The organism is Pseudomonas paraglycinae (assembly GCF_021601625.1).
GTDB lineage: Bacteria > Pseudomonadota > Gammaproteobacteria > Pseudomonadales > Pseudomonadaceae > Aquipseudomonas > Aquipseudomonas paraglycinae.
On the sequence record NZ_BQHR01000014.1, the window covers coordinates 50301 to 68152 of the forward strand.

Annotated in this window: 18 protein-coding genes; 8 read left to right on the forward strand and 10 right to left on the reverse strand. The window is 59.3% G+C overall.

All coding sequences use genetic code 11. The features are described 5' to 3' along the window. Positions 1 to 260: 260 nt before the first annotated feature. The 3 genes from L6D82_RS20615 to L6D82_RS20625 form a co-directional block, all read right to left on the reverse strand. Positions 261 to 1016: a DeoR/GlpR family transcriptional regulator gene (locus L6D82_RS20615; RefSeq protein WP_007953179.1), complete on the reverse strand. Its 756-nt coding sequence runs from the start codon at positions 1014 to 1016 to the stop codon at positions 261 to 263. 95 nt (positions 1017 to 1111) lie between these two features. Next, positions 1112 to 2614 (reverse strand): glycerol kinase GlpK, encoded by a 1503-nt coding sequence (glpK, locus tag L6D82_RS20620; RefSeq protein WP_039765827.1) that lies wholly within the window; start codon positions 2612 to 2614, stop codon positions 1112 to 1114. Between the two features lie 77 nt (positions 2615 to 2691). Continuing rightward, positions 2692 to 3543, reverse strand: a complete 852-nt coding sequence (locus L6D82_RS20625; RefSeq protein ID WP_007953183.1) for an MIP/aquaporin family protein — start codon at positions 3541 to 3543, stop codon at positions 2692 to 2694. Between the two features lie 360 nt (positions 3544 to 3903). Here L6D82_RS20625 and ybaK point away from each other — a divergent pair, with 360 nt between their 5' ends. After that, positions 3904 to 4374 (forward strand): Cys-tRNA(Pro) deacylase, encoded by a 471-nt coding sequence (gene ybaK / locus L6D82_RS20630; protein WP_007953184.1) that lies wholly within the window; start codon positions 3904 to 3906, stop codon positions 4372 to 4374. 89 nt (positions 4375 to 4463) lie between these two features. Further along, positions 4464 to 5246: a PhzF family phenazine biosynthesis protein gene (locus tag L6D82_RS20635; RefSeq protein ID WP_102687200.1), complete on the forward strand. Its 783-nt coding sequence runs from the start codon at positions 4464 to 4466 to the stop codon at positions 5244 to 5246. A gap of 49 nt (positions 5247 to 5295) precedes the next feature. On the opposite strand, the gene L6D82_RS20640 is transcribed toward L6D82_RS20635, so the two are convergent. Beyond that, on the reverse strand, positions 5296 to 6405 hold the full coding sequence (locus L6D82_RS20640; RefSeq protein ID WP_102687201.1) for an ABC transporter ATP-binding protein: 1110 nt from the start codon (positions 6403 to 6405) through the stop codon (positions 5296 to 5298). Then, a complete protein-coding gene (gene argF / locus L6D82_RS20645; protein ID WP_039765834.1) occupies positions 6402 to 7322 on the reverse strand; it encodes an ornithine carbamoyltransferase in 921 nt (306 codons plus the stop codon). Before argF ends, L6D82_RS20640 begins: the two co-directional genes overlap by 4 nt. Positions 7323 to 7728: 406 nt before the next feature. Here argF and L6D82_RS20650 point away from each other — a divergent pair, with 406 nt between their 5' ends. The 3 genes from L6D82_RS20650 to grxD all read left to right on the forward strand — a co-directional run bounded on the left by L6D82_RS20650 (position 7729) and on the right by grxD (position 10693). Then, positions 7729 to 8019: a hypothetical protein gene (locus tag L6D82_RS20650; protein WP_007953190.1), complete on the forward strand. Its 291-nt coding sequence runs from the start codon at positions 7729 to 7731 to the stop codon at positions 8017 to 8019. Positions 8020 to 8148: 129 nt separating this feature from the next. Further along, a complete protein-coding gene (locus tag L6D82_RS20655; RefSeq protein ID WP_102687202.1) occupies positions 8149 to 10254 on the forward strand; it encodes a molybdopterin oxidoreductase family protein in 2106 nt (701 codons plus the stop codon). 97 nt (positions 10255 to 10351) lie between these two features. After that, positions 10352 to 10693 carry a Grx4 family monothiol glutaredoxin gene (gene grxD / locus L6D82_RS20660; RefSeq protein WP_003227729.1) on the forward strand — a complete coding sequence of 114 codons (342 nt, stop codon included), beginning with the start codon at positions 10352 to 10354 and terminating at the stop codon, positions 10691 to 10693. Positions 10694 to 10799: 106 nt separating this feature from the next. On the opposite strand, the gene bfr is transcribed toward grxD, so the two are convergent. Both bfr and L6D82_RS20670 read right to left on the reverse strand, forming a co-directional pair. Beyond that, positions 10800 to 11276 (reverse strand): bacterioferritin, encoded by a 477-nt coding sequence (bfr, locus tag L6D82_RS20665; RefSeq protein ID WP_011335740.1) that lies wholly within the window; start codon positions 11274 to 11276, stop codon positions 10800 to 10802. A gap of 199 nt (positions 11277 to 11475) precedes the next feature. Then, entirely contained in the window at positions 11476 to 11694 is a 219-nt protein-coding gene (locus L6D82_RS20670) for a bacterioferritin-associated ferredoxin (RefSeq protein ID WP_007953193.1), read from the reverse strand. A 291-nt stretch (positions 11695 to 11985) separates the two neighbouring features. Here L6D82_RS20670 and L6D82_RS20675 point away from each other — a divergent pair, with 291 nt between their 5' ends. Beyond that, the gene (locus tag L6D82_RS20675) at positions 11986 to 12588 is read left to right on the forward strand and encodes a peroxiredoxin (protein WP_007953195.1); all 603 of its coding nucleotides are present in this window, start codon (positions 11986 to 11988) and stop codon (positions 12586 to 12588) included. Positions 12589 to 12662: 74 nt separating this feature from the next. Here L6D82_RS20675 and rnt read toward each other — a convergent pair whose 3' ends face one another. Both rnt and pyrC read right to left on the reverse strand, forming a co-directional pair. Further along, positions 12663 to 13337: a ribonuclease T gene (gene rnt / locus L6D82_RS20680; RefSeq protein WP_007953196.1), complete on the reverse strand. Its 675-nt coding sequence runs from the start codon at positions 13335 to 13337 to the stop codon at positions 12663 to 12665. Continuing rightward, positions 13334 to 14380: a dihydroorotase gene (pyrC, locus tag L6D82_RS20685; protein WP_039765844.1), complete on the reverse strand. Its 1047-nt coding sequence runs from the start codon at positions 14378 to 14380 to the stop codon at positions 13334 to 13336. Before pyrC ends, rnt begins: the two co-directional genes overlap by 4 nt. Before the next feature lie 160 nt (positions 14381 to 14540). On the opposite strand from pyrC, the gene L6D82_RS20690 reads away from it, so the two are divergent. Together L6D82_RS20690 and L6D82_RS20695 are read left to right on the forward strand one after the other, a co-directional pair. Continuing rightward, positions 14541 to 15449: a flagellar protein MotY gene (locus L6D82_RS20690; RefSeq protein WP_007953200.1), complete on the forward strand. Its 909-nt coding sequence runs from the start codon at positions 14541 to 14543 to the stop codon at positions 15447 to 15449. A 129-nt stretch (positions 15450 to 15578) separates the two neighbouring features. Continuing rightward, the gene (locus L6D82_RS20695) at positions 15579 to 16796 is read left to right on the forward strand and encodes an argininosuccinate synthase (protein ID WP_007953201.1); all 1218 of its coding nucleotides are present in this window, start codon (positions 15579 to 15581) and stop codon (positions 16794 to 16796) included. Positions 16797 to 16954: 158 nt separating this feature from the next. On the opposite strand, the gene L6D82_RS20700 is transcribed toward L6D82_RS20695, so the two are convergent. Then, positions 16955 to 17539, reverse strand: a complete 585-nt coding sequence (locus L6D82_RS20700; RefSeq protein ID WP_102718072.1) for a hypothetical protein — start codon at positions 17537 to 17539, stop codon at positions 16955 to 16957. Positions 17540 to 17852: the final 313 nt, after the last annotated feature.

A 17852-nucleotide genomic window follows, 5' to 3' on the forward strand; every position in this document is an offset into this window, starting at 1 on the left:
AGACGCGCGCAGCCAGTCGACTTCGATTGAAAAAACTCATCGAAGGACGGGTAAAAGAAAATTTTCGAACATAAGATGCGCGTTAGAGCACTGATCGTTGCACGCAGAGCGGACTGATCGTTCCCACGCTCTGCGTGGGAGTGCATACATTGACGCTCTGCGTCGGCTTCTGAATGGGACGCAGAGCGTCCCCGGCGGCATTCCCACGCAGAGCGTGGGAACGAGAACTCACCGGGAGGGAGTTATATGCGGGAGGGGGGTTAAACGACTTCCAGACGAATCTTGTGCTGGCTCAGCAGTTGCGCCAGGGCTGGCACCGGCTGCTGATCGGTCACCAGGCAATCGATCAGACTGATCGGGCCGAGGCGGATCATCGCGTTTCGTCCGAACTTGCTGGAGTCCGCCGCCAGAATCACCTGTCGGGCATTGGCGATGATCGCCTGGGACACCCGCACTTCCTGGTAATCGAAGTCGAGCAGGCTGCCGTCTTCGTCGATACCGCTGATGCCCACCAGCGCAAAGTCGACCTTGAACTGGTTGATGAAGTCCACGCTTGCCTGACCCACCACACCGCCGTCGCGACGCACGTTGCCGCCAGTCAGCAGCACATCGAAATCATCCTTGGCGCTGAGCATCGAGGCGACGTGCAGGTTGTTGGTGATGATCTTCAGGTGGCTGTGATTGAGCAGGGCGCGAGCAATCGATTCGGTCGTCGTACCGATATTGATGAACAGCGAGGCGTGATCGGGAATCTGTGCGGCGATGGCTTCGCCGATGCGTTGCTTTTCATCGCGCATCTGATCGGCGCGCATCGCGTAGGCGGTGTTTTCGACGCTGGAATCATAGGCGGCGCCGCCGTGGTAGCGACGCAGCAGATTGGCTTCCGCCAGTTGATTGATATCGCGGCGGATGGTTTGCGGGGTAACAACGAACAGCGTGGCCATTTCCTCGATGCTCACATAGCCGCGTTCGCGGACCAGTTCGAGGATTTGCTGCTGACGGGGAGGCAGATTCATGGGGCTTCCTTTGGGCTGCCGTGCAAAATTTGCCCATGATGCCGCAGGAATCCGCTCCCTACCAGTTACAACAGGTTACGAGTACTCAGCTTGGCTTATTCAGCGTCTTCACGTTCCCAGTCGCGGGTGCGGCTGACGGCTTTTTTCCAGCCTTTATACAGTTTCTCTTTTGCCGCTTCGTCCAGGCTCGGTTCGAACTCGCGCTCGATCACGGCCTTGCCGCGCAGTTCTTCCAGGCTGCCCCAGAAACCGCACGCCAGACCGGCCAGATAAGCGGCGCCCAGCGCCGTGGTTTCGCGCATTTTCGGACGCTCGACCTGGGTGCCGAGGATGTCGGCCTGGAACTGCATGAGGAAGTTGTTCGCTACTGCGCCGCCATCCACGCGCAGGGCCTTGAGGCGTTCGCCGGAGTCCTGTTGCATGGCGTCGAGGACGTCGCGGGTCTGGTAGGCGATCGATTCCAGTGCGGCGCGGATGATGTGATCCACACGCACGCCACGGGTCAGGCCGAACAGGGCGCCACGGGCATACGGGTCCCAGTAGGGAGCGCCGAGGCCGGTGAAGGCTGGCACCAGATAGACGCCGTTGCTGTCCTTCACTTTATTGGCGAAGTATTCGGTGTCGTGGGCGTCGTTGACGATTTTCAGTTCATCGCGCAGCCACTGCACGGTCGAACCGCCGTTGAACACAGCGCCTTCCAGTGCGTAAGCCACTTCGCCGCGTGGGCCGCAAGCGATGGTGGTCAGCATGCCGTGCTGGGATTTCACCGCTTTGTCGCCGGTGTTCATCAGCAGGAAGCAACCGGTGCCGTAGGTGTTTTTCGCCTGGCCCGGCTCGACGCACATCTGGCCGAACAGCGCGGCCTGCTGGTCGCCGGCGATACCGCCGATGGCGATGCCGCTTTTGGTGCGACCGTAGATTTCCGAGGAGGCTTTGACTTCCGGCAGCATCTCGCGCGGGATGTCGAGGATCTCCAGCATCTTCGCGTCCCACTCCAGCGTGTGGATGTTGAAGAGCATGGTGCGCGAGGCGTTGGTGTAGTCGGTGACGTGGACCTTGCCGCCGGTAAATTTCCAGATCAGCCAGCTGTCGACAGTGCCGAACAGCAGTTCGCCGTTGCGCGCGCGCTCGCGGCTGCCTTCGACGTTGTCGAGGATCCACTTCAGTTTGGTGCCGGAGAAGTACGGGTCGGTGACCAGACCTGTGGTGTCGCGGATGTAGTCTTCATGACCGTCGCGCTTGAGCTGCTGGCAGATCTCGGTGCTGCGGCGGCATTGCCAGACGATCGCGTTGTACACCGGGCGGCCGGTGGTCTTGTCCCAGACCACGGTGGTTTCACGCTGGTTGGTGATGCCGATGGCAGCGACCTGATCGTGATGCAGACCGGCCTGGGCCAACGCTTCGACCATTACCGCGCTCTGGGTGGCGAAGATTTCCATCGGATCGTGTTCGACCCAACCGGCTTGCGGGTAATGCTGGGCGAATTCGCGTTGTGCGGTGCAGACCACGTTCGCGTCGCGGTCGAAAATGATCGCGCGGGAGCTGGTCGTACCCTGATCGAGGGCAATGATGTAGTTCTTATTCTGAATGTCGGTCATGTCGATTGCCTTGGACGAAATAAGGGAGAGTGGGCCGTGGCGCGGGCTCTAAAGGGCAGGAGCCCGCGCCGACTGTTTCAAGAAGTTCTTGGTTTGCCGTCAATGGCCGGTTCTGCATCCTTTGTAGCAGGTGTGGCGCCGGTCAGGTGACGGGCAATCAGCCCGCGATACCCGGCAGCGCCGAGGCAGGCACCGACAATCGGTGCAAAAATCGGAATCAGGAAGTACGGGATTTCACGTGCGCCGGTGAAGGAAATTTCACCCCAGCCGGCGAAGAAAGTCATCAGTTTCGGACCGAAGTCCCGGGCCGGGTTCATCGCGAAACCGGTCAGCGGGCCCATCGAACTGCCGATCACGGCAATCAGCAGACCGATCAGCAGCGGCGCCAGCGGGCCTTTCGGCAGGCCGTTGTTGTCGTCGGTCAGGGACATGATCACGCCCATCAGGATCGCGGTGATGATCACCTCGACCAGGAACGCCTGGGCAGTCGACAGCGCAGGGTTCGGGAAGGTGGAGAACACCGACGCCAGTTCGAGGCTGGCTTCAGTGCCACGAACCATGTGGTGAGTCTGTTCGAAATCGAAGAACAGGTTGCTGTACAGCGTGTAAACCAACAGAGCGCCGCAAAAGGCGCCGGCGACCTGGGCCAGAATGTAGAACGGCAGTTTTCGCTTTTCGAAGTCGGCGAAAATGCTCAGGGCAATACTGACGGCAGGGTTCAGGTGCGCGCCGGAAACGCCGGCGGTGAGGTAGATCGCCATGCTGACGCCGACGCCCCAGATGATGCTGATTTCCCACAGACCGAAGCTGGCGCCCGCGACCTTGAGCGCGGCGACACAACCCGTACCGAAAAAGATCAGGAGTGCAGTACCCAGAAACTCGGCCAGGCATTGGCTCGAGAGCGAAGGTTGCTGTAACGCAGTTGTCATTGAAAACCTCGGTTTTTGTTGTTGTCTGGCGCGTTGCCGACAGGGCAAGGCGCGATTTTCGCCGAGGCAGGATCCCCATCCTGTTCCCGGTTTACTGCTGGGTGCTGCGATGACGATAATTCTTACATTATTCAGATTCGAAAAAATATAGACAAGAAACAAACCTGTCAAAGGTCGAAAGTGAACCGTCAGTCACAAATAAACTATCAGTCACGTGAATGATCCTGCGGGTCACCCGTCTCGCACGATTGTTATCGGCCTGCAAACCCCGGGAAACGTGGCGCGTGGTAGAGCCTTTTGCACAGCGATGGCCTAAAATCCGCCGCAGGTTTTTTTGCCACTGCCGAGCCCGGAGCTGCCATGACCCCTGCGTTGGACTTGTTGAAAAAAGTTCGTGCCGAACATCGCGTGCACAGTTACGAACATGACCCGAAGGCCGCGTCGTATGGCCTGGAGGCCGCGGAGAAACTGGGGCTCGATCCGGCGCAGGTGTTCAAGACGCTGCTCGCGGCGAGTGAGAAGGGTGAGTTGCTGGTGGCGGTGGTGCCGGTCGTCGGAAGTCTCGACCTCAAGGGGCTTGCCCATGCCGCCGGCGTGAAAAAAGTCGAGATGGCCGACCCGGCCGCCGCGCAGCGTTCCACTGGTTACCTGCTGGGCGGCATCAGCCCGCTGGGGCAGAAAAAACGCCTGCGTACCTTCATCGATAACTCGGCCCAACCTTTTGCGACCATTTATGTCAGCGCCGGTCGGCGCGGGCTGGAAGTGGAACTGGCGCCGGCGGTATTGGCGGAACACACTCAGGCGAAATTTGCCGACATCGGTCGCCCTTGAAGTCTGTATGAAGAAAATTGGCCGGCACTGTCACTGGCGCTGATCCGGCCGGCGCTGCATGCTCGTTCGACTGACACAGGGAGAAGGTTATGCAGCTCGAGTTTCATCAGGTCGACGCGTTCAGTGATCGACCGTTCAGTGGCAATCCGGCAATGGTCTATCGGCTCGACGCGTGGCTCGCGGACGAACTGATGCAGAAGATCGCCGCCGAGCACAATCTGGCGGAAACCGCGTTTCTGGTGCGCGAAGGGCAGGCGTGGCACATCCGCTGGTTCACGCCGACCACCGAGGTGCCGCTATGTGGTCACGCGACCCTGGCCAGCGCCTATGTACTGTTCGAGATCTATAAGGAAAGCGCCGAGCGTCTGGACTTCACCTGCAAGTCCGGGCCGTTGAGCGTCAGCCGCGAGGGTGGCAGGTTGTGGCTGGATTTCCCGGCCATCGAAGCGGTGGAGAAAGGCGTCACCGTGGAGATCGAACGGGCGCTGAATGTTCAGGCGGTGGATGTTCTGAGTTCCAACGAGCTGTTCGTGGTGCTGGAGTCCGAGCAGGCGGTGCTTGATTGCCAGCCGGACATGGTCGCCCTCGCCAAGCTGCCTTGGCTGGGTGCGATCGTCACCGCCCGGGGCAATCAGCATGATTTTGTCTCGCGCTATTTCGCCCCGGCCATCGGCATCAATGAAGACCCGGTCACCGGCTCGACACATTGCAGCCTGATTCCGTACTGGTCGAAACGTCTGGGCAAATCCAGCCTCACTGCATGCCAGCGTTCGGCGCGGGGTGGTGAACTGTTCTGTCGGCTGGAAGGCGAGCGGGTGAAGATCGGCGGGAATGCGACGCTGGTGGCCAGCGGCACATTGATGCTGGGCTGAAGCCAAAAAACAAGGGAGCCATCAGGCTCCCTCGTTGTTTGTGTGAAGATCAGTGCGCAGTGCTGTAACGGCGAACGCCGTTTTCCAGCGCCGGAATCTGCGCTGCCGTGCTGCCGGAGGCCTGGAACAGCACCAGATGTTCCGCCGCCACCCGAATCCCGACATCCGCACCCACCTGATGGTCGGCATGGCTCGGGAAGATCGATTCCAGCTGTGCGCCGGTCGGCAGTTGCAGGCGATACAGGGTCGAGGCGCCGAGGAAGGTCTTGCCGACGATCCGCGCTTTCAATCCACTGTCCGGCGCGTAAACGATGTCGTCCGGACGCAGCAGCACATCCACCGCACCACCGATCGGCCAGGTGTAGGCGCGATTGCCGCGCAGTTCACCGAGTTCGGTCTGCACCGATTCCGGGCTGCCCAATTGGCCGCGAATGAAGTAACCCTGACCGATGAAGCTGGCCACAAACGGCGTCGCCGGCTCGTGATAGAGGTTGTACGGCGTGTCCCACTGCTCCAGCCGGCCTTCCTTGAACACGCCGACGTGGTCGCTGACGGCGAAGGCTTCTTCCTGATCGTGGGTCACCAGAATCGCGCTGGTGCCACGGGCCTTGAGGATGTCGCGCACTTCATGGCTGAGCTTGCGGCGCAACTCGCCATCGAGGTTGGAGAACGGCTCGTCGAGCAGCAACAGTTGCGGCTCCGGCGCCAGGGCGCGGGCGAGGGCGACACGTTGCTGCTGGCCGCCGGACAGTTCGTGGGGGAAGCGCTTGCCGAGGTTCTTCAGGTTGACCAGTTCCAGCAGCTCTTCGGTGACGCGCTCCTTGTTCGGGTGCTTGCGGATTCCGAAGGCGATGTTGTCCGCGACACTCAGGTGCGGGAACAGCGCGTAGTCCTGGAACACCATGCCGATCCGGCGTTTTTCCGGGGCGAGGGTAAAACCGGCGCTGGAGATGACCTCACCGCCGAGAGAAATTTCCCCTTCGTGCACCGGTTCGAAACCGGCAATCGCACGCAGTGTGGTGGTCTTGCCGCAGCCCGAGGAGCCGAGCAGGCAACCGATGTCGCCGGCGTTGAGGTGCAGATTGAGGTTCTGCACCACGCGTTGATCTTGATAGCCGCAAGCGAGGTTGCGCAGGTTCAGCAGTAATTCATGACTCATGCGTGGTGATATGCCGGTTCGACGAGGAACTCGAGCAGGGCCTTCTGTGCGTGGAGACGGTTTTCTGCCTGATCCCAGGCGACGGAGCGCGGATCATCGAGCAGGTCGAGGCTGATTTCCTCACCGCGGTGAGCGGGCAGGCAGTGCATGAATAGCACGTCATCGGCAGCCAGGTCGAGCAGGGCGCGGTTGACCTGAAACGGCGCGAACAGTTTGAGGCGCTTGGCGGTTTCCTCTTCCTGGCCCATGGAGGTCCAGACGTCGGTGCTCACCAGATGCGCGCCGCGCACGGCGTCTTTCGGATCGCGGACGATGGTTACGCGATCACCGGCCTTGGCCACGAACTCAGGGTTTGGTTCATAGCCTTCCGGGCAGGCCACGCGCAACTGGAAGTCGAACTGGATCGCCGCTTCTATATAGCTGTTGCACATGTTGTTGCCGTCGCCGATCCAGGCCACGGTCTTGCCCTGGATCGAGCCGCGGTGTTCGAGGAAGGTCTGCATGTCGGCCAGCAACTGGCACGGATGCAGGTCATCGGACAGGCCGTTGATCACTGGCACGCGGGAGTTGGCGGCGAATTCGGTCAGGGTGCTGTGGGCAAAGGTACGGATCATCACTGCGTCGAGCATGCTCGACATGACGATGGCGCAGTCGCCGATCGGCTCGCCACGGCCCAGCTGGGTGTCGCGCGGCGACAGGAAGATCGCCTGGCCACCGAGCTGGATCATGCCGGCCTCGAAGGAGATCCGGGTACGGGTCGAGGATTTCTCGAAGATCATCCCCAGGACGCGGTTTTTCAGAGGCTCGAACAGTACGCCGCGGTTACGCAGGTCCTTGAGCTCAACGCCTCGACGGATCACGCTGACCAGCTCTTCGGGCGTGCAATCCATCAGGGAGAGAAAGTGCCTTGCGCTCATCATTGACTACCTTTTTGCTACAAACCGCAGATGCTCAAAGCCTTGTTTATCGGAACAACGGGCGAGACCTGCGGCGTAAGCCGCACGGGGGCGACGAAATAGGGGAAGGCGCGATATTGACACTAAATGTCGCGTTTTTCCAATAGGCTACGGGTTTTGCAGAAATGTGCCGGGGTGAGAACAGTGCGAACACTGTGATTTCCGGTCAGTTTTCGAGAGGGCAGCGAGGCATTTGTACACTGGCCCCACCGGGCTTGGCAATCCGGCGCGGCGGGGATGGCACAGCCCTGGTCGGTTTGCGACCGATGAGCCACTGGTTCGCTTGGTCGGATGCGCAGGTTGAAACATTTGCTAAAGCAAAGTGCTGGGTTATAAATAAATCACGAGCGACGCAGGAAGCCTCCGCATGGAATCGAAAGAAAAACTGTTAATGGAACTGCTGGGCCACACGGCACGCTCATTGACCCACCTTACCGCCTCGATGACCTCGATGTCCTTCGAACTGCTGCGCAGCGATGACGACGTGGTCAAGGCCGCCAGCCGGCAGATGATCGACCGCATGGCGACCATCAGCGCCGGGCTCGACGAGCATTGGCGACTGATCGGCGAACTCACCGGCGTCCACGTCGCCCACGAGCAGATCGAGACCATCCAGGAAATCCAGCTGGCCGCACCGCCCCAGCTTCCGGCGAACTGACGCGTCTATCGGCGGGCCTGATGGCCGCCGATTCACAAGACGAACGTCGCTGGCGCTGCACCGGGTCGCGGGCCATAGTTTTGTTCCCGCAGGCGTGATTGCCTGCCCAGAACAAGACAGAGACTGGCCATGACCAAGACTCTCCATCACCGTGCCTGCCACTTGTGTGAAGCCATTTGCGGCTTGACCATCGAAACCACCGAAACCGACGGTCAGGTGCAGATCACCTCGATCAAGGGCGATGCGCTGGACACGTTCAGTCGTGGACACATCTGCCCCAAGGCCGTCGCACTGCAAGATATCCAGAACGATCCGGATCGCCTGCGCCAGCCGATGCGCCGGGTCGGCAGCGAATGGCTGCCGATCGAGTGGGACGAAGCGTTCGAACTGGTCGCCGAAAAACTCTCGGCGATTCAGGAGCGTCATGGGCAGAACGCGGTCGCCGTGTATCAGGGCAACCCCAGCGTCCACAACTATGGGTTGATGACCCACAGCAACTACTTCCTCGGCCTGTTGAAAACCCGCAACCGCTATTCGGCGACGTCGGTCGATCAACTGCCTCATCACCTGACCAGCTACTTGATGTACGGCCACGGCCTGCTGCTGCCGATCCCGGATATCGATTACACCGATTTCATGCTGATCCTGGGCGGTAATCCGCTGGCGTCCAACGGCAGCATCATGACCGTGCCGGATGTCGAGAAGCGTCTTAAGGCGATCCAGGCCCGAGGCGGCAAAGTGGTGGTGGTCGATCCACGGCGCAGCGAGACGGCGGCGATGGCCGATCAGCATTTGTTCGTGCGTCCCGGTGGCGATGCGGCGTTGTTGTTTGGTGTGCTCAACACGCTGTTCAGCGAAGGGCTGACGTCGGTCAGTCATTTGCCGGTGGACGGTCTGGACGAGGTCCGCGCAGCGGTGGCGGGGTTCACCGCTGAAGCCATGAGCCCGTTGTGCGCGGTTCCTGCCGAACAGATCCGCCAGTTGGCCCGGGACTTCGCCGCCGCGCCAAGCGCCGTTTGCTACGGTCGGATGGGTGTTTCCACTCAAGCCTTCGGCACGCTGTGCCATTGGGTCGTGCAGTTGATCAATCTGGTCACCGGCAACCTCGACCGCGTCGGCGGTGCCTTGTGCACCGAGCCGGCGGTGGATCTGGTGGCGTCGACTTCGGGTGGACACTTCAATAAATGGCAGAGCCGCGTGTCCGGGCGTCCTGAGTACGGCGGCGAGTTGCCGGTCTCGGCGCTGGCCGAAGAAATGCTCACAGAAGGCGAGGGGCAGATCCGCGCGCTGATTACCGTGGCTGGCAATCCGGTCCTGTCCACACCCAACGGCCGGCAACTGGAGCAGGCGCTGGACGGGCTGGAGTTCATGGTCAGCGTCGATCTGTACATCAACGAAACCACGCGCTATGCCGACCTGATCCTGCCATCGACCTCGGCGCTGGAGAACGATCACTACGACACCACCTTCAACCTGTTCGCGGTGCGCAACGTCACCCGGTTCAACCGGGCAATCCTCGCCAAACCCGAAGGGGCGCTGCACGACTGGGAAATTTTCGTCGGCCTGGCCAAGGCCTTTGCCGCGATGACCGGCAAGGAGCTGAAGCCAACGATGCCGCCGGCGAAGATGATCGACATGGGGTTGCGCATGGGTTTGTATGGCGATGCATCCGAGCACAAATTGTCGCTGGCGACGCTGTTCGATCATCCTCACGGCGTTGATCTGGGAGCGCTGAAACCCAACCTGGCACCGCGATTGAAGAGCGCCAATCAACGAGTTCAGGCCGCGCCGCCGGAAATCCTCGCTGACCTCGCGCGTTTCGCCGCTTTGCAGGCACCGGCCGCCGATGAGCTGTTGATGATCGGCCGCCGTCATGTGCGCAGCAACAATTCGTGGATGCACAATTACCATCGACTGGTGAAGGGCAAGCCGCGTCATCAGCTGTTGATGAACCCGGACGATCTCGCCAGTCGCGGGCTCAGTGATGGTCAGCTTGTGCGCGTGAGTTCACGGGTCGGGCAGATCGAGGTCGAAGTGCTGGGCAGTGCGGACATGATGAAGGGCGTGGTCAGCCTGCCGCATGGATGGGGCCATGCCCGGCCGGGCGTGCAGATGGCGATTGCCAGCGGTCAGCCGGGCTCCAGTGCCAATGACCTGACCGATGAATGCCAGCTCGACGAGCTGTCAGGCAACGCGGCGCTCAATGGCGTGCCGGTGACGGTGGCGGCGGCTTGAGCATGTCTGTCGGGGAGACCGAGCAGCGCGCTCGGGATTCCGTTACAATGCGCCACCGTGCCGACCCATGAGTCGGAAAGTTCAGCCGAGGTGCTCCATGGATATCATCGAAACGATTAAAGAGCAGATTGCCAACAACACCATTCTGCTTTACATGAAAGGCTCGCCGAATGCCCCGCAGTGTGGCTTCTCCGCGAAAGCTGCGCAGGCTGTGATGGGCTGTGGCGAGAAGTTCGCCTACGTCGACATCCTGCAGAACCCGGAAATCCGTGCCAACCTGCCAAAGTACGCCAACTGGCCGACTTTCCCGCAACTGTGGGTCGGCGGTGAACTGGTCGGCGGCAGCGACATCATGGCTGAAATGTTCGCCAACGGTGAGCTGCAGACTCTGGTCAAGGAAGCATCCGCCAAGGCTGCTGCGGCCAAGTCCGAAGCCTGATTGGCTTCTGCCCGGGTTTCAGCCAGTCTGAAATCCGGGCAATAAAAAGCCCCGCCTCTTGAAAGAGGGCGGGGCTTTTTAGTGTCTCGAGTTTAGCGCTGGCTAATTACTCGTCTTCGCCCATCTGCGATTGCAGATAGTTCTCAAGACCGACTTTATCGATCAGGCCCAGTTGGGTTTCCAGCCAGTCGATGTGTTCTTCCTCGGATTCGAGGATGTCTTCGAGCAGTTCGCGGCTGCCGAAGTCACCGACGGATTCGCAGTGGGCGATGGCGGCCTTCAGATCGGCGTGGCCGGTCTTCTCGATACGCAGGTCGCACTCCAGCATTTCCTTGGTGTGCTCGCCGATGTGCAGCTTGCCCAGATCCTGCACGTTCGGCAGGCCTTCGAGGAACAGGATGCGCTTGATCAGCTTGTCCGCGTGCTTCATCTCGTCGATGGATTCGTGGTACTCGTGTTTGCCGAGCTTGTTCAGGCCCCAATCTTCATACATGCGTGCATGCAGGAAGTACTGATTGATCGCGACCAGCTCATTGGCAAGGATCTTGTTGAGATGCTGGATGACTGTTACGTCGCCTTTCATGATGGGAGTCCTGCCCTAAGTAACGGTATATAAGGCAGAGTTTGAGCTTGGTATTTATAAGTGTCAAACCTAAGTTATTGAATAATAAATGAAAATTAATCGGAATAAGAATGTTTGTGTTCCGCGTCTGGGCGCTAAGCAGTTGATTTTCAGGCATAAAAAAACCGGACTTAAGTCCGGTTCTTCGAAATCGGGGTAATTATGCGGCGGTAAATTCTGCCGGGTAGGGGATCGCAGCCTGGGCGGTTTGCAGCTTGGTCAGGGTTTCGCGAACCACTTCCTTCGCCAGGCACGCACATTTGCCGCATTGGCTGGCTACGCCGGTGGCCTGGCGGACTTCTTTATAGCTGCAGCAACCTTCATAGATCGCTTCGCGGATCTGTCCGTCGGTGACGCCAGTGCAGAGGCAAACATACATAAGTGAGAACCGTCGCTGGTTGTGACTCAATTGCGATGGATCTTAATGTTAACGAGAATGATTGTCAAAGTGCTTTCCCAGTGGTTTTCATCGCCAACGCCTGTGACTGACGAACGGTGGTACATGGCCGGATGCCAGCCGGGATTTCGCGAAAAACCTTTGAGGACAGTCGAAAAACGCAGTGTATGATGGTCGGCCCTTGCGAAGGGGGTTCGTGTCACAGGGCTGTCGCCTGAGGGTGGCAGGCTGGCCCGAACCCTGAACTTCAAGTTTCTACACCAGGAGATATCAATGAGCGTACTCGTAGGCAAACAAGCCCCTGACTTCACCGTCCCGGCCGTACTCGGCAATGGCGAGATCGTTGACAGCTTCACCCTGTCCTCGGCCATCAAAGGCAAATACGGCCTGGTGTTCTTCTACCCGCTGGACTTCACCTTCGTCTGCCCGTCCGAGCTGATCGCTCTGGACAACCGCATGGCCGACTTCAAGGCACGCAACGTAGAAGTGATCGCCGTGTCGATCGACTCGCACTTCACCCACAACGCCTGGCGCAACACCCCGGTCAACAATGGCGGCATCGGCCAGGTGAAATACACCATGGCTGCCGACATGAAGCACGACATCGCCAAGGCCTACGACGTTGAATCCGAAGGCGGCGTGGCTTTCCGTGGCGCGTTCCTGATCGACGACAAAGGCGTTGTCCGCTCGCAGATCGTCAACGACCTGCCGCTGGGCCGTAACATGGAAGAGCTGATCCGTCTGGTCGACGCTCTGCAATTCCACGAAGAGCACGGCGAAGTCTGCCCTGCCAACTGGAAAAAAGGCGACAAAGGCATGAACGCTTCGCCAGAAGGCGTTGCGGCTTACCTGACCGAGAACGCTGCTGCCCTGTAAGGCGCAACGTCGAGGTACAAAAAAACCGGCCCATGTGGCCGGTTTTTTCATGAATGGAAGAAACCCGACGAGTATCAGTCGTCGAAGTCTTCCCAACCGCCCATCTGTTTCCACCGGTTGACGATGCCGCAGAACAGCTCGGCCGTCTTCTCGGTGTCGTAGCGCGCGGAGTGCGCTTCACGGCCATCGAAGTCGATGTCGGCTGCCTGACAGGCCTTGGCCAATACGGTTTGACCGTAAGCCAGACCGGCGAGGGTCGCAGTGTCGAAGCTGGAGAATGGGTGGAACGGGTTGCGCTTCATGTCCAGCCGCGCGACGGCGGCGTTGAGGAAGCCCAGGTCGAAGCTGCTGTTGTGGCCAACCAGAATCGCCCGCTTGCAGCCGTTGGCCTTCAAGGCCTTGCGCACGCCACGGAAGATGTCGGTCAGCGCTGTTTCTTCGCTGACGGCCATGCGCAACGGGTGATCGAGCTTGATCCCGGTGAACTCCAGCGCCGCCGCTTCAACGTTGGCGCCTTCGAACGGCTCGACGCGAAAGAAGTAGGTGTGATCCGGGTAGACGAAACCCTTTTCATCCATGGCGATGGTGGTCGCGGCAATCTCCAGCAGAGCGTCGGTGGCCGAGTTGAAACCACCGGTTTCTACGTCGACGACAACCGGCAGGTAGCCGCGAAAACGTGCTGCCATTGGATGGCGCGAACCGCCGCCACCTTGACCGTCCAGTTCGTCGTCGAAATGGTCTTCACTCACGCGTGTTCCTCCAGCAGGCGCCAGCGCAGTTTTTCACCGGCGCGCAGCGGGATAACGGTCAGCTCGCCGAAAGGCAGGCTGGTCGGGGCGGTCCATTCGTCACGAACCAGGGTGATGCGATCGGTGTTCGCCGGTAGGCCGTAGAAACGTGGGCCGTTGAGGCTGGCGAAGGCTTCGAGCTTGTCCAGCGCATTGCGCTGTTCGAAGGCTTCGGCATACAGCTCGATGGCGGCGTACGCGGTGTAGCAGCCGGCGCAGCCGCAGGCGGCTTCCTTGGCGTGCTGGGCGTGCGGCGCCGAGTCGGTACCGAGGAAGAACTTCGCGCTGCCACTGGTGGCCGCGTCGAGCAAAGCTTCCTGATGGGTATTACGCTTGAGGATCGGCAGGCAGTAGAAGTGCGGCCGGATCCCGCCCACCAGCATGTGGTTGCGGTTGTAGAGCAGGTGATGCGCGGTGATGGTCGCGCCGACGTTGGCCGAAGCCTCGTTGACGAACTGCACGGCGTCGCCGGTGGTGATGTGTTCGAACACCACTTTCAGCGTCGGGAAACGCTCGACCACGCGGCGCATGTGCTCGTCGATGAAGATTTTTTCGCGGTCGAACACGTCGACGTCGCCACGGGTGACTTCACCGTGGATCAACAGCGGCATGCCGACTTCGGCCATGGCTTCCAGCGCCGGGAAAATCTTGTCGATGCTGGTGACCCCGGAATCGGAGTTGGTGGTGGCGCCGGCCGGGTACAGCTTGGCGGCGTGCACGAAACCGCTGGCCTTGGCCTCACGGATTTCTTCGGGCTGGGTGCGGTCGGTGAGGTACAGCACCATCAGCGGCTCGAAACGACTGCCGGCCGGGCGGGCAGCGAGAATCCGCTGGCGATAGCCGTCGGCTTCAGCGGCGTTGCGCACCGGAGGTACCAGGTTGGGCATGATGATGGCGCGACCAAAGGTGCGCGCGACATCCGCAACGGTATTGGTCAACACGGCACCATCGCGAAGATGAATGTGCCAGTCGTCGGGACGCAGCAGGGTCAGGCGGTCGGACATGAGGGGATTCCAGGCGGGTCAAACTGAGGCGAATGCTACCGGAAAAGACTCTTGCAGGCACTCGCTATCAAGTTTTGCGACGAGCGTCCGATATCCCATAGGTATGCCGTAAAGATGTATGTCTCGGTCTTTTTTGTTGTAGAAGCCAATGGAGCCTCCCGTGCGCCAGCGATATTTAGCCTTGCTCAGTGTGTTTGCCAGCCTTCCCGCGATGGCACTGACCTACCAGACCCGTCTGGAGAACATTGAGTGGACGGTCGAGGGCGACAAGTTCGAGTGCCGCCTGACGCAGCCGATCACCGACTTCGGCTCGGGGCAATTCGTGCGCAAGGCCGGCGAGCAGGCGACCTTCCGCCTGAACGCCTACAACGCCATGCTCGGCGGCGGTTCGGCGACCCTGCTGGCAGCGGCTGCGCCGTGGCAGCCGGGACGTGGCGACATCAATCTGGGCACGGTTCGACTGGGCAGCGGCAACGTGCTGTTCAACAGTTCTCAGTCCCAGGCCGGGCAACTGATCAGCGGGCTGATGGACGGTCGCAGCCCGGTGGTACGCCGGGCATCGGGCGATGGTCGGGTGTCGGAAGTGCGCCTGTTACCGGTCAAGTTCAGCAAGGCGTTCAATGACTATCAGACCTGCGTGGCGAAACTGCTCCCGCAGAATTTCGATCAGGTCAAACAATCGCAGATCGGCTTCCCCGGCGAAGGCATCGAACTGGACGCCGCCGCCAAGGCCAAGCTGCAAGTGATGCTCGAGTACATGAAGGCTGATCCGACGGTCAATCACATCGAACTCGACGGCCACTCGGACAACAGCGGCAATCGCCTGACCAATCGCGAACTGTCGCGCCGCCGCGCGCTGGCGGTGGTCGACTTCTTCAAGGCCAATGGCATCCAGGAATCGCAGATCACCGTGCGTTTCCATGGCGAACGCTACCCGTTGGTGCCGAACACCAATGCCGCCAACCGGGCCAAGAACCGTCGGGTCAACGTGCATCTGGCGCGGGTGGCACCGACGACTGCTCCGGCACCTCAGGCCAGCACGCCTGCCAACACTGCGGCGACTTCCTGACCTGCAGGTCATCGTCGCCCTCTCGACAGATTCTGTCGCTTTGTCGTCTTAAGCTGTCGCGCCTCTGTAAATTATCGCGTTTGAGCGGTAGACTCCTCGGCTTTCCGTAGAACCCCGTGGAGTGATGGCATGGCGGACGTAAACAAGGTCGTTCTGGCGTATTCCGGCGGCCTGGACACTTCGGTGATCCTCAAGTGGCTGCAGGATACTTATAACTGTGAAGTCGTGACCTTCACCGCTGACCTGGGTCAGGGCGAAGAAGTCGAGCCGGCTCGCGCCAAGGCGCAGGCCATGGGCGTCAAAGAGATCTACATCGACGACCTGCGCGAAGAATTCGTGCGTGACTTCGTGTTCCCGATGTTCCGTGCCAACACCGTTTACGAAGGCGAGTACCTGCTGGGTACTTCCATCGCGCGTCCGCTGATCGCCAAGCGTCTGATCGAAATCGCCAACGAAACCGGCGCCGACGCCATTTCCCACGGCGCGACCGGCAAGGGCAACGACCAGGTCCGTTTCGAACTGGGTGCCTACGCACTCAAGCCAGGCGTGAAAGTGATCGCCCCTTGGCGCGAGTGGGACCTGCTGTCCCGCGAGAAGCTGATGGACTACGCCGAGAAGCACGCGATCCCGATCGAGCGTCATGGCAAGAAGAAATCCCCGTACTCGATGGACGCCAACCTGCTGCACATCTCCTATGAAGGCGGCGTGCTGGAAGACACCTGGACCGAGCACGAAGAAGACATGTGGCGCTGGACCGTCTCTCCGGAGAAGGCTCCCGACACCCCGCAATATCTGGAACTGACCTACCGCAACGGCGACATCGTTGCGCTGGACGGCGTTGAAATGACCCCGGCCACCGTGCTGGCGACGCTGAACAAGATCGGTGGCGAGCACGGCATCGGCCGTCTGGACATCGTCGAGAACCGTTACGTCGGCATGAAGTCACGTGGCTGCTACGAAACCCCGGGCGGCACCATCATGCTGCGCGCTCACCGCGCCATCGAATCGATCACCCTGGACCGCGAAGTCGCTCACCTCAAAGACGAGCTGATGCCGAAGTACGCCAGCCTGATCTACACCGGTTACTGGTGGAGCCCTGAGCGTCTGATGCTGCAACAGATGATCGACGCCTCCCAGGTCAACGTGAACGGCGTAGTGCGCCTGAAGCTGTACAAGGGCAACGTGATCGTGACCGGCCGCAAGTCCGACGATTCGCTGTTCGACGCCAACATCGCGACCTTCGAAGAAGACGGCGGCGCCTACAACCAGGCCGACGCGGCGGGCTTCATCAAGCTCAACGCGCTACGCATGCGCATTGCTGCCAACAAGGGCCGCAAGCTGTTCTGAGTCCATCGGGACTTGATGTGAAAAAACGGCCTTGTCTTAATGACAAGGCCGTTTTTTTTGGTGTTTCTTTTTCGACCTGATTGATATCGGTCAGCGTTCCCGTCTTCATCGGCTGTAGATCTTGCATTGCATGGATGTCGCGCTCCGCGTTCTATTTTTTAAAACTTTCCCAATACGGAAATGTTAGATGACTGGGTGTTGTAAATACTAAAGTACGTTGTTCCTTGTGGCGTTTTCGCCTGTTTTGCTGATCTGGCGACATGTTCATTGAGTAAAATGTCCGACACTGCGTCAGTTAAAAAAAGGAATAATCGGGGCGAATGCTTGTTTGGGTGTGGGATTTTTTCCAGTAGCTCCTCTATTTTCAGAGTCGTGTTTTTCTGTCGAGCATCAATGATGTACACCTCGCTCAACGGTTTCGGTAGTTTTATTGGGTATGACCCGCTATTGACGTGTTCGCAGGGTACTTCTGGTGGGTGGGTAGTTGTTTCCTCGAAAGCCTTCAGGAAATTCTTGTCATTATCAAAATCCGAAGGTGCATATAGTGCGCGATAGTTAAAGTTGAGTGTGATGAAAAATAGAAGCAGCAGGTAGAAAGGAAAGGTGATCAGAAACCAGACGTAGATTTCCCGTTCATTGTTATTGAGGAATGGCAGGGAAACGGCAGCGGAAGTCTCTGATATAAATGCAAAGATGGCGATAACGCTGATCGGGTTGGGTATCTTCTTGTTGAGTTTTAGCATGTTATTTACTCATGGTTTTAGTCTTTCTCGTTGTCTTGGGTTGGGTGGGTGTGAAATGACTGGGTCAGTCTGAGGTGTGTTTTTTGTGTTTATATTAATTCTCGTGTTTGCGATACCGATAAGTTGTATCTGCTGTTTTTTTGTGCTCGATAATAACTCGTGTTTTTTTTCTTTTTGGATTTGCGGGCGCTCTCTTAAGCAGGGTGGCAGGCGTTCGTCGTACTGAAAATAGTTTATGTTTTTGTGTGGGTGAGTCATTTCTGTAGGAATAGTCTTTATTGGCTGTAGGAGGCGTCTCTCGCTACCCGTGTAG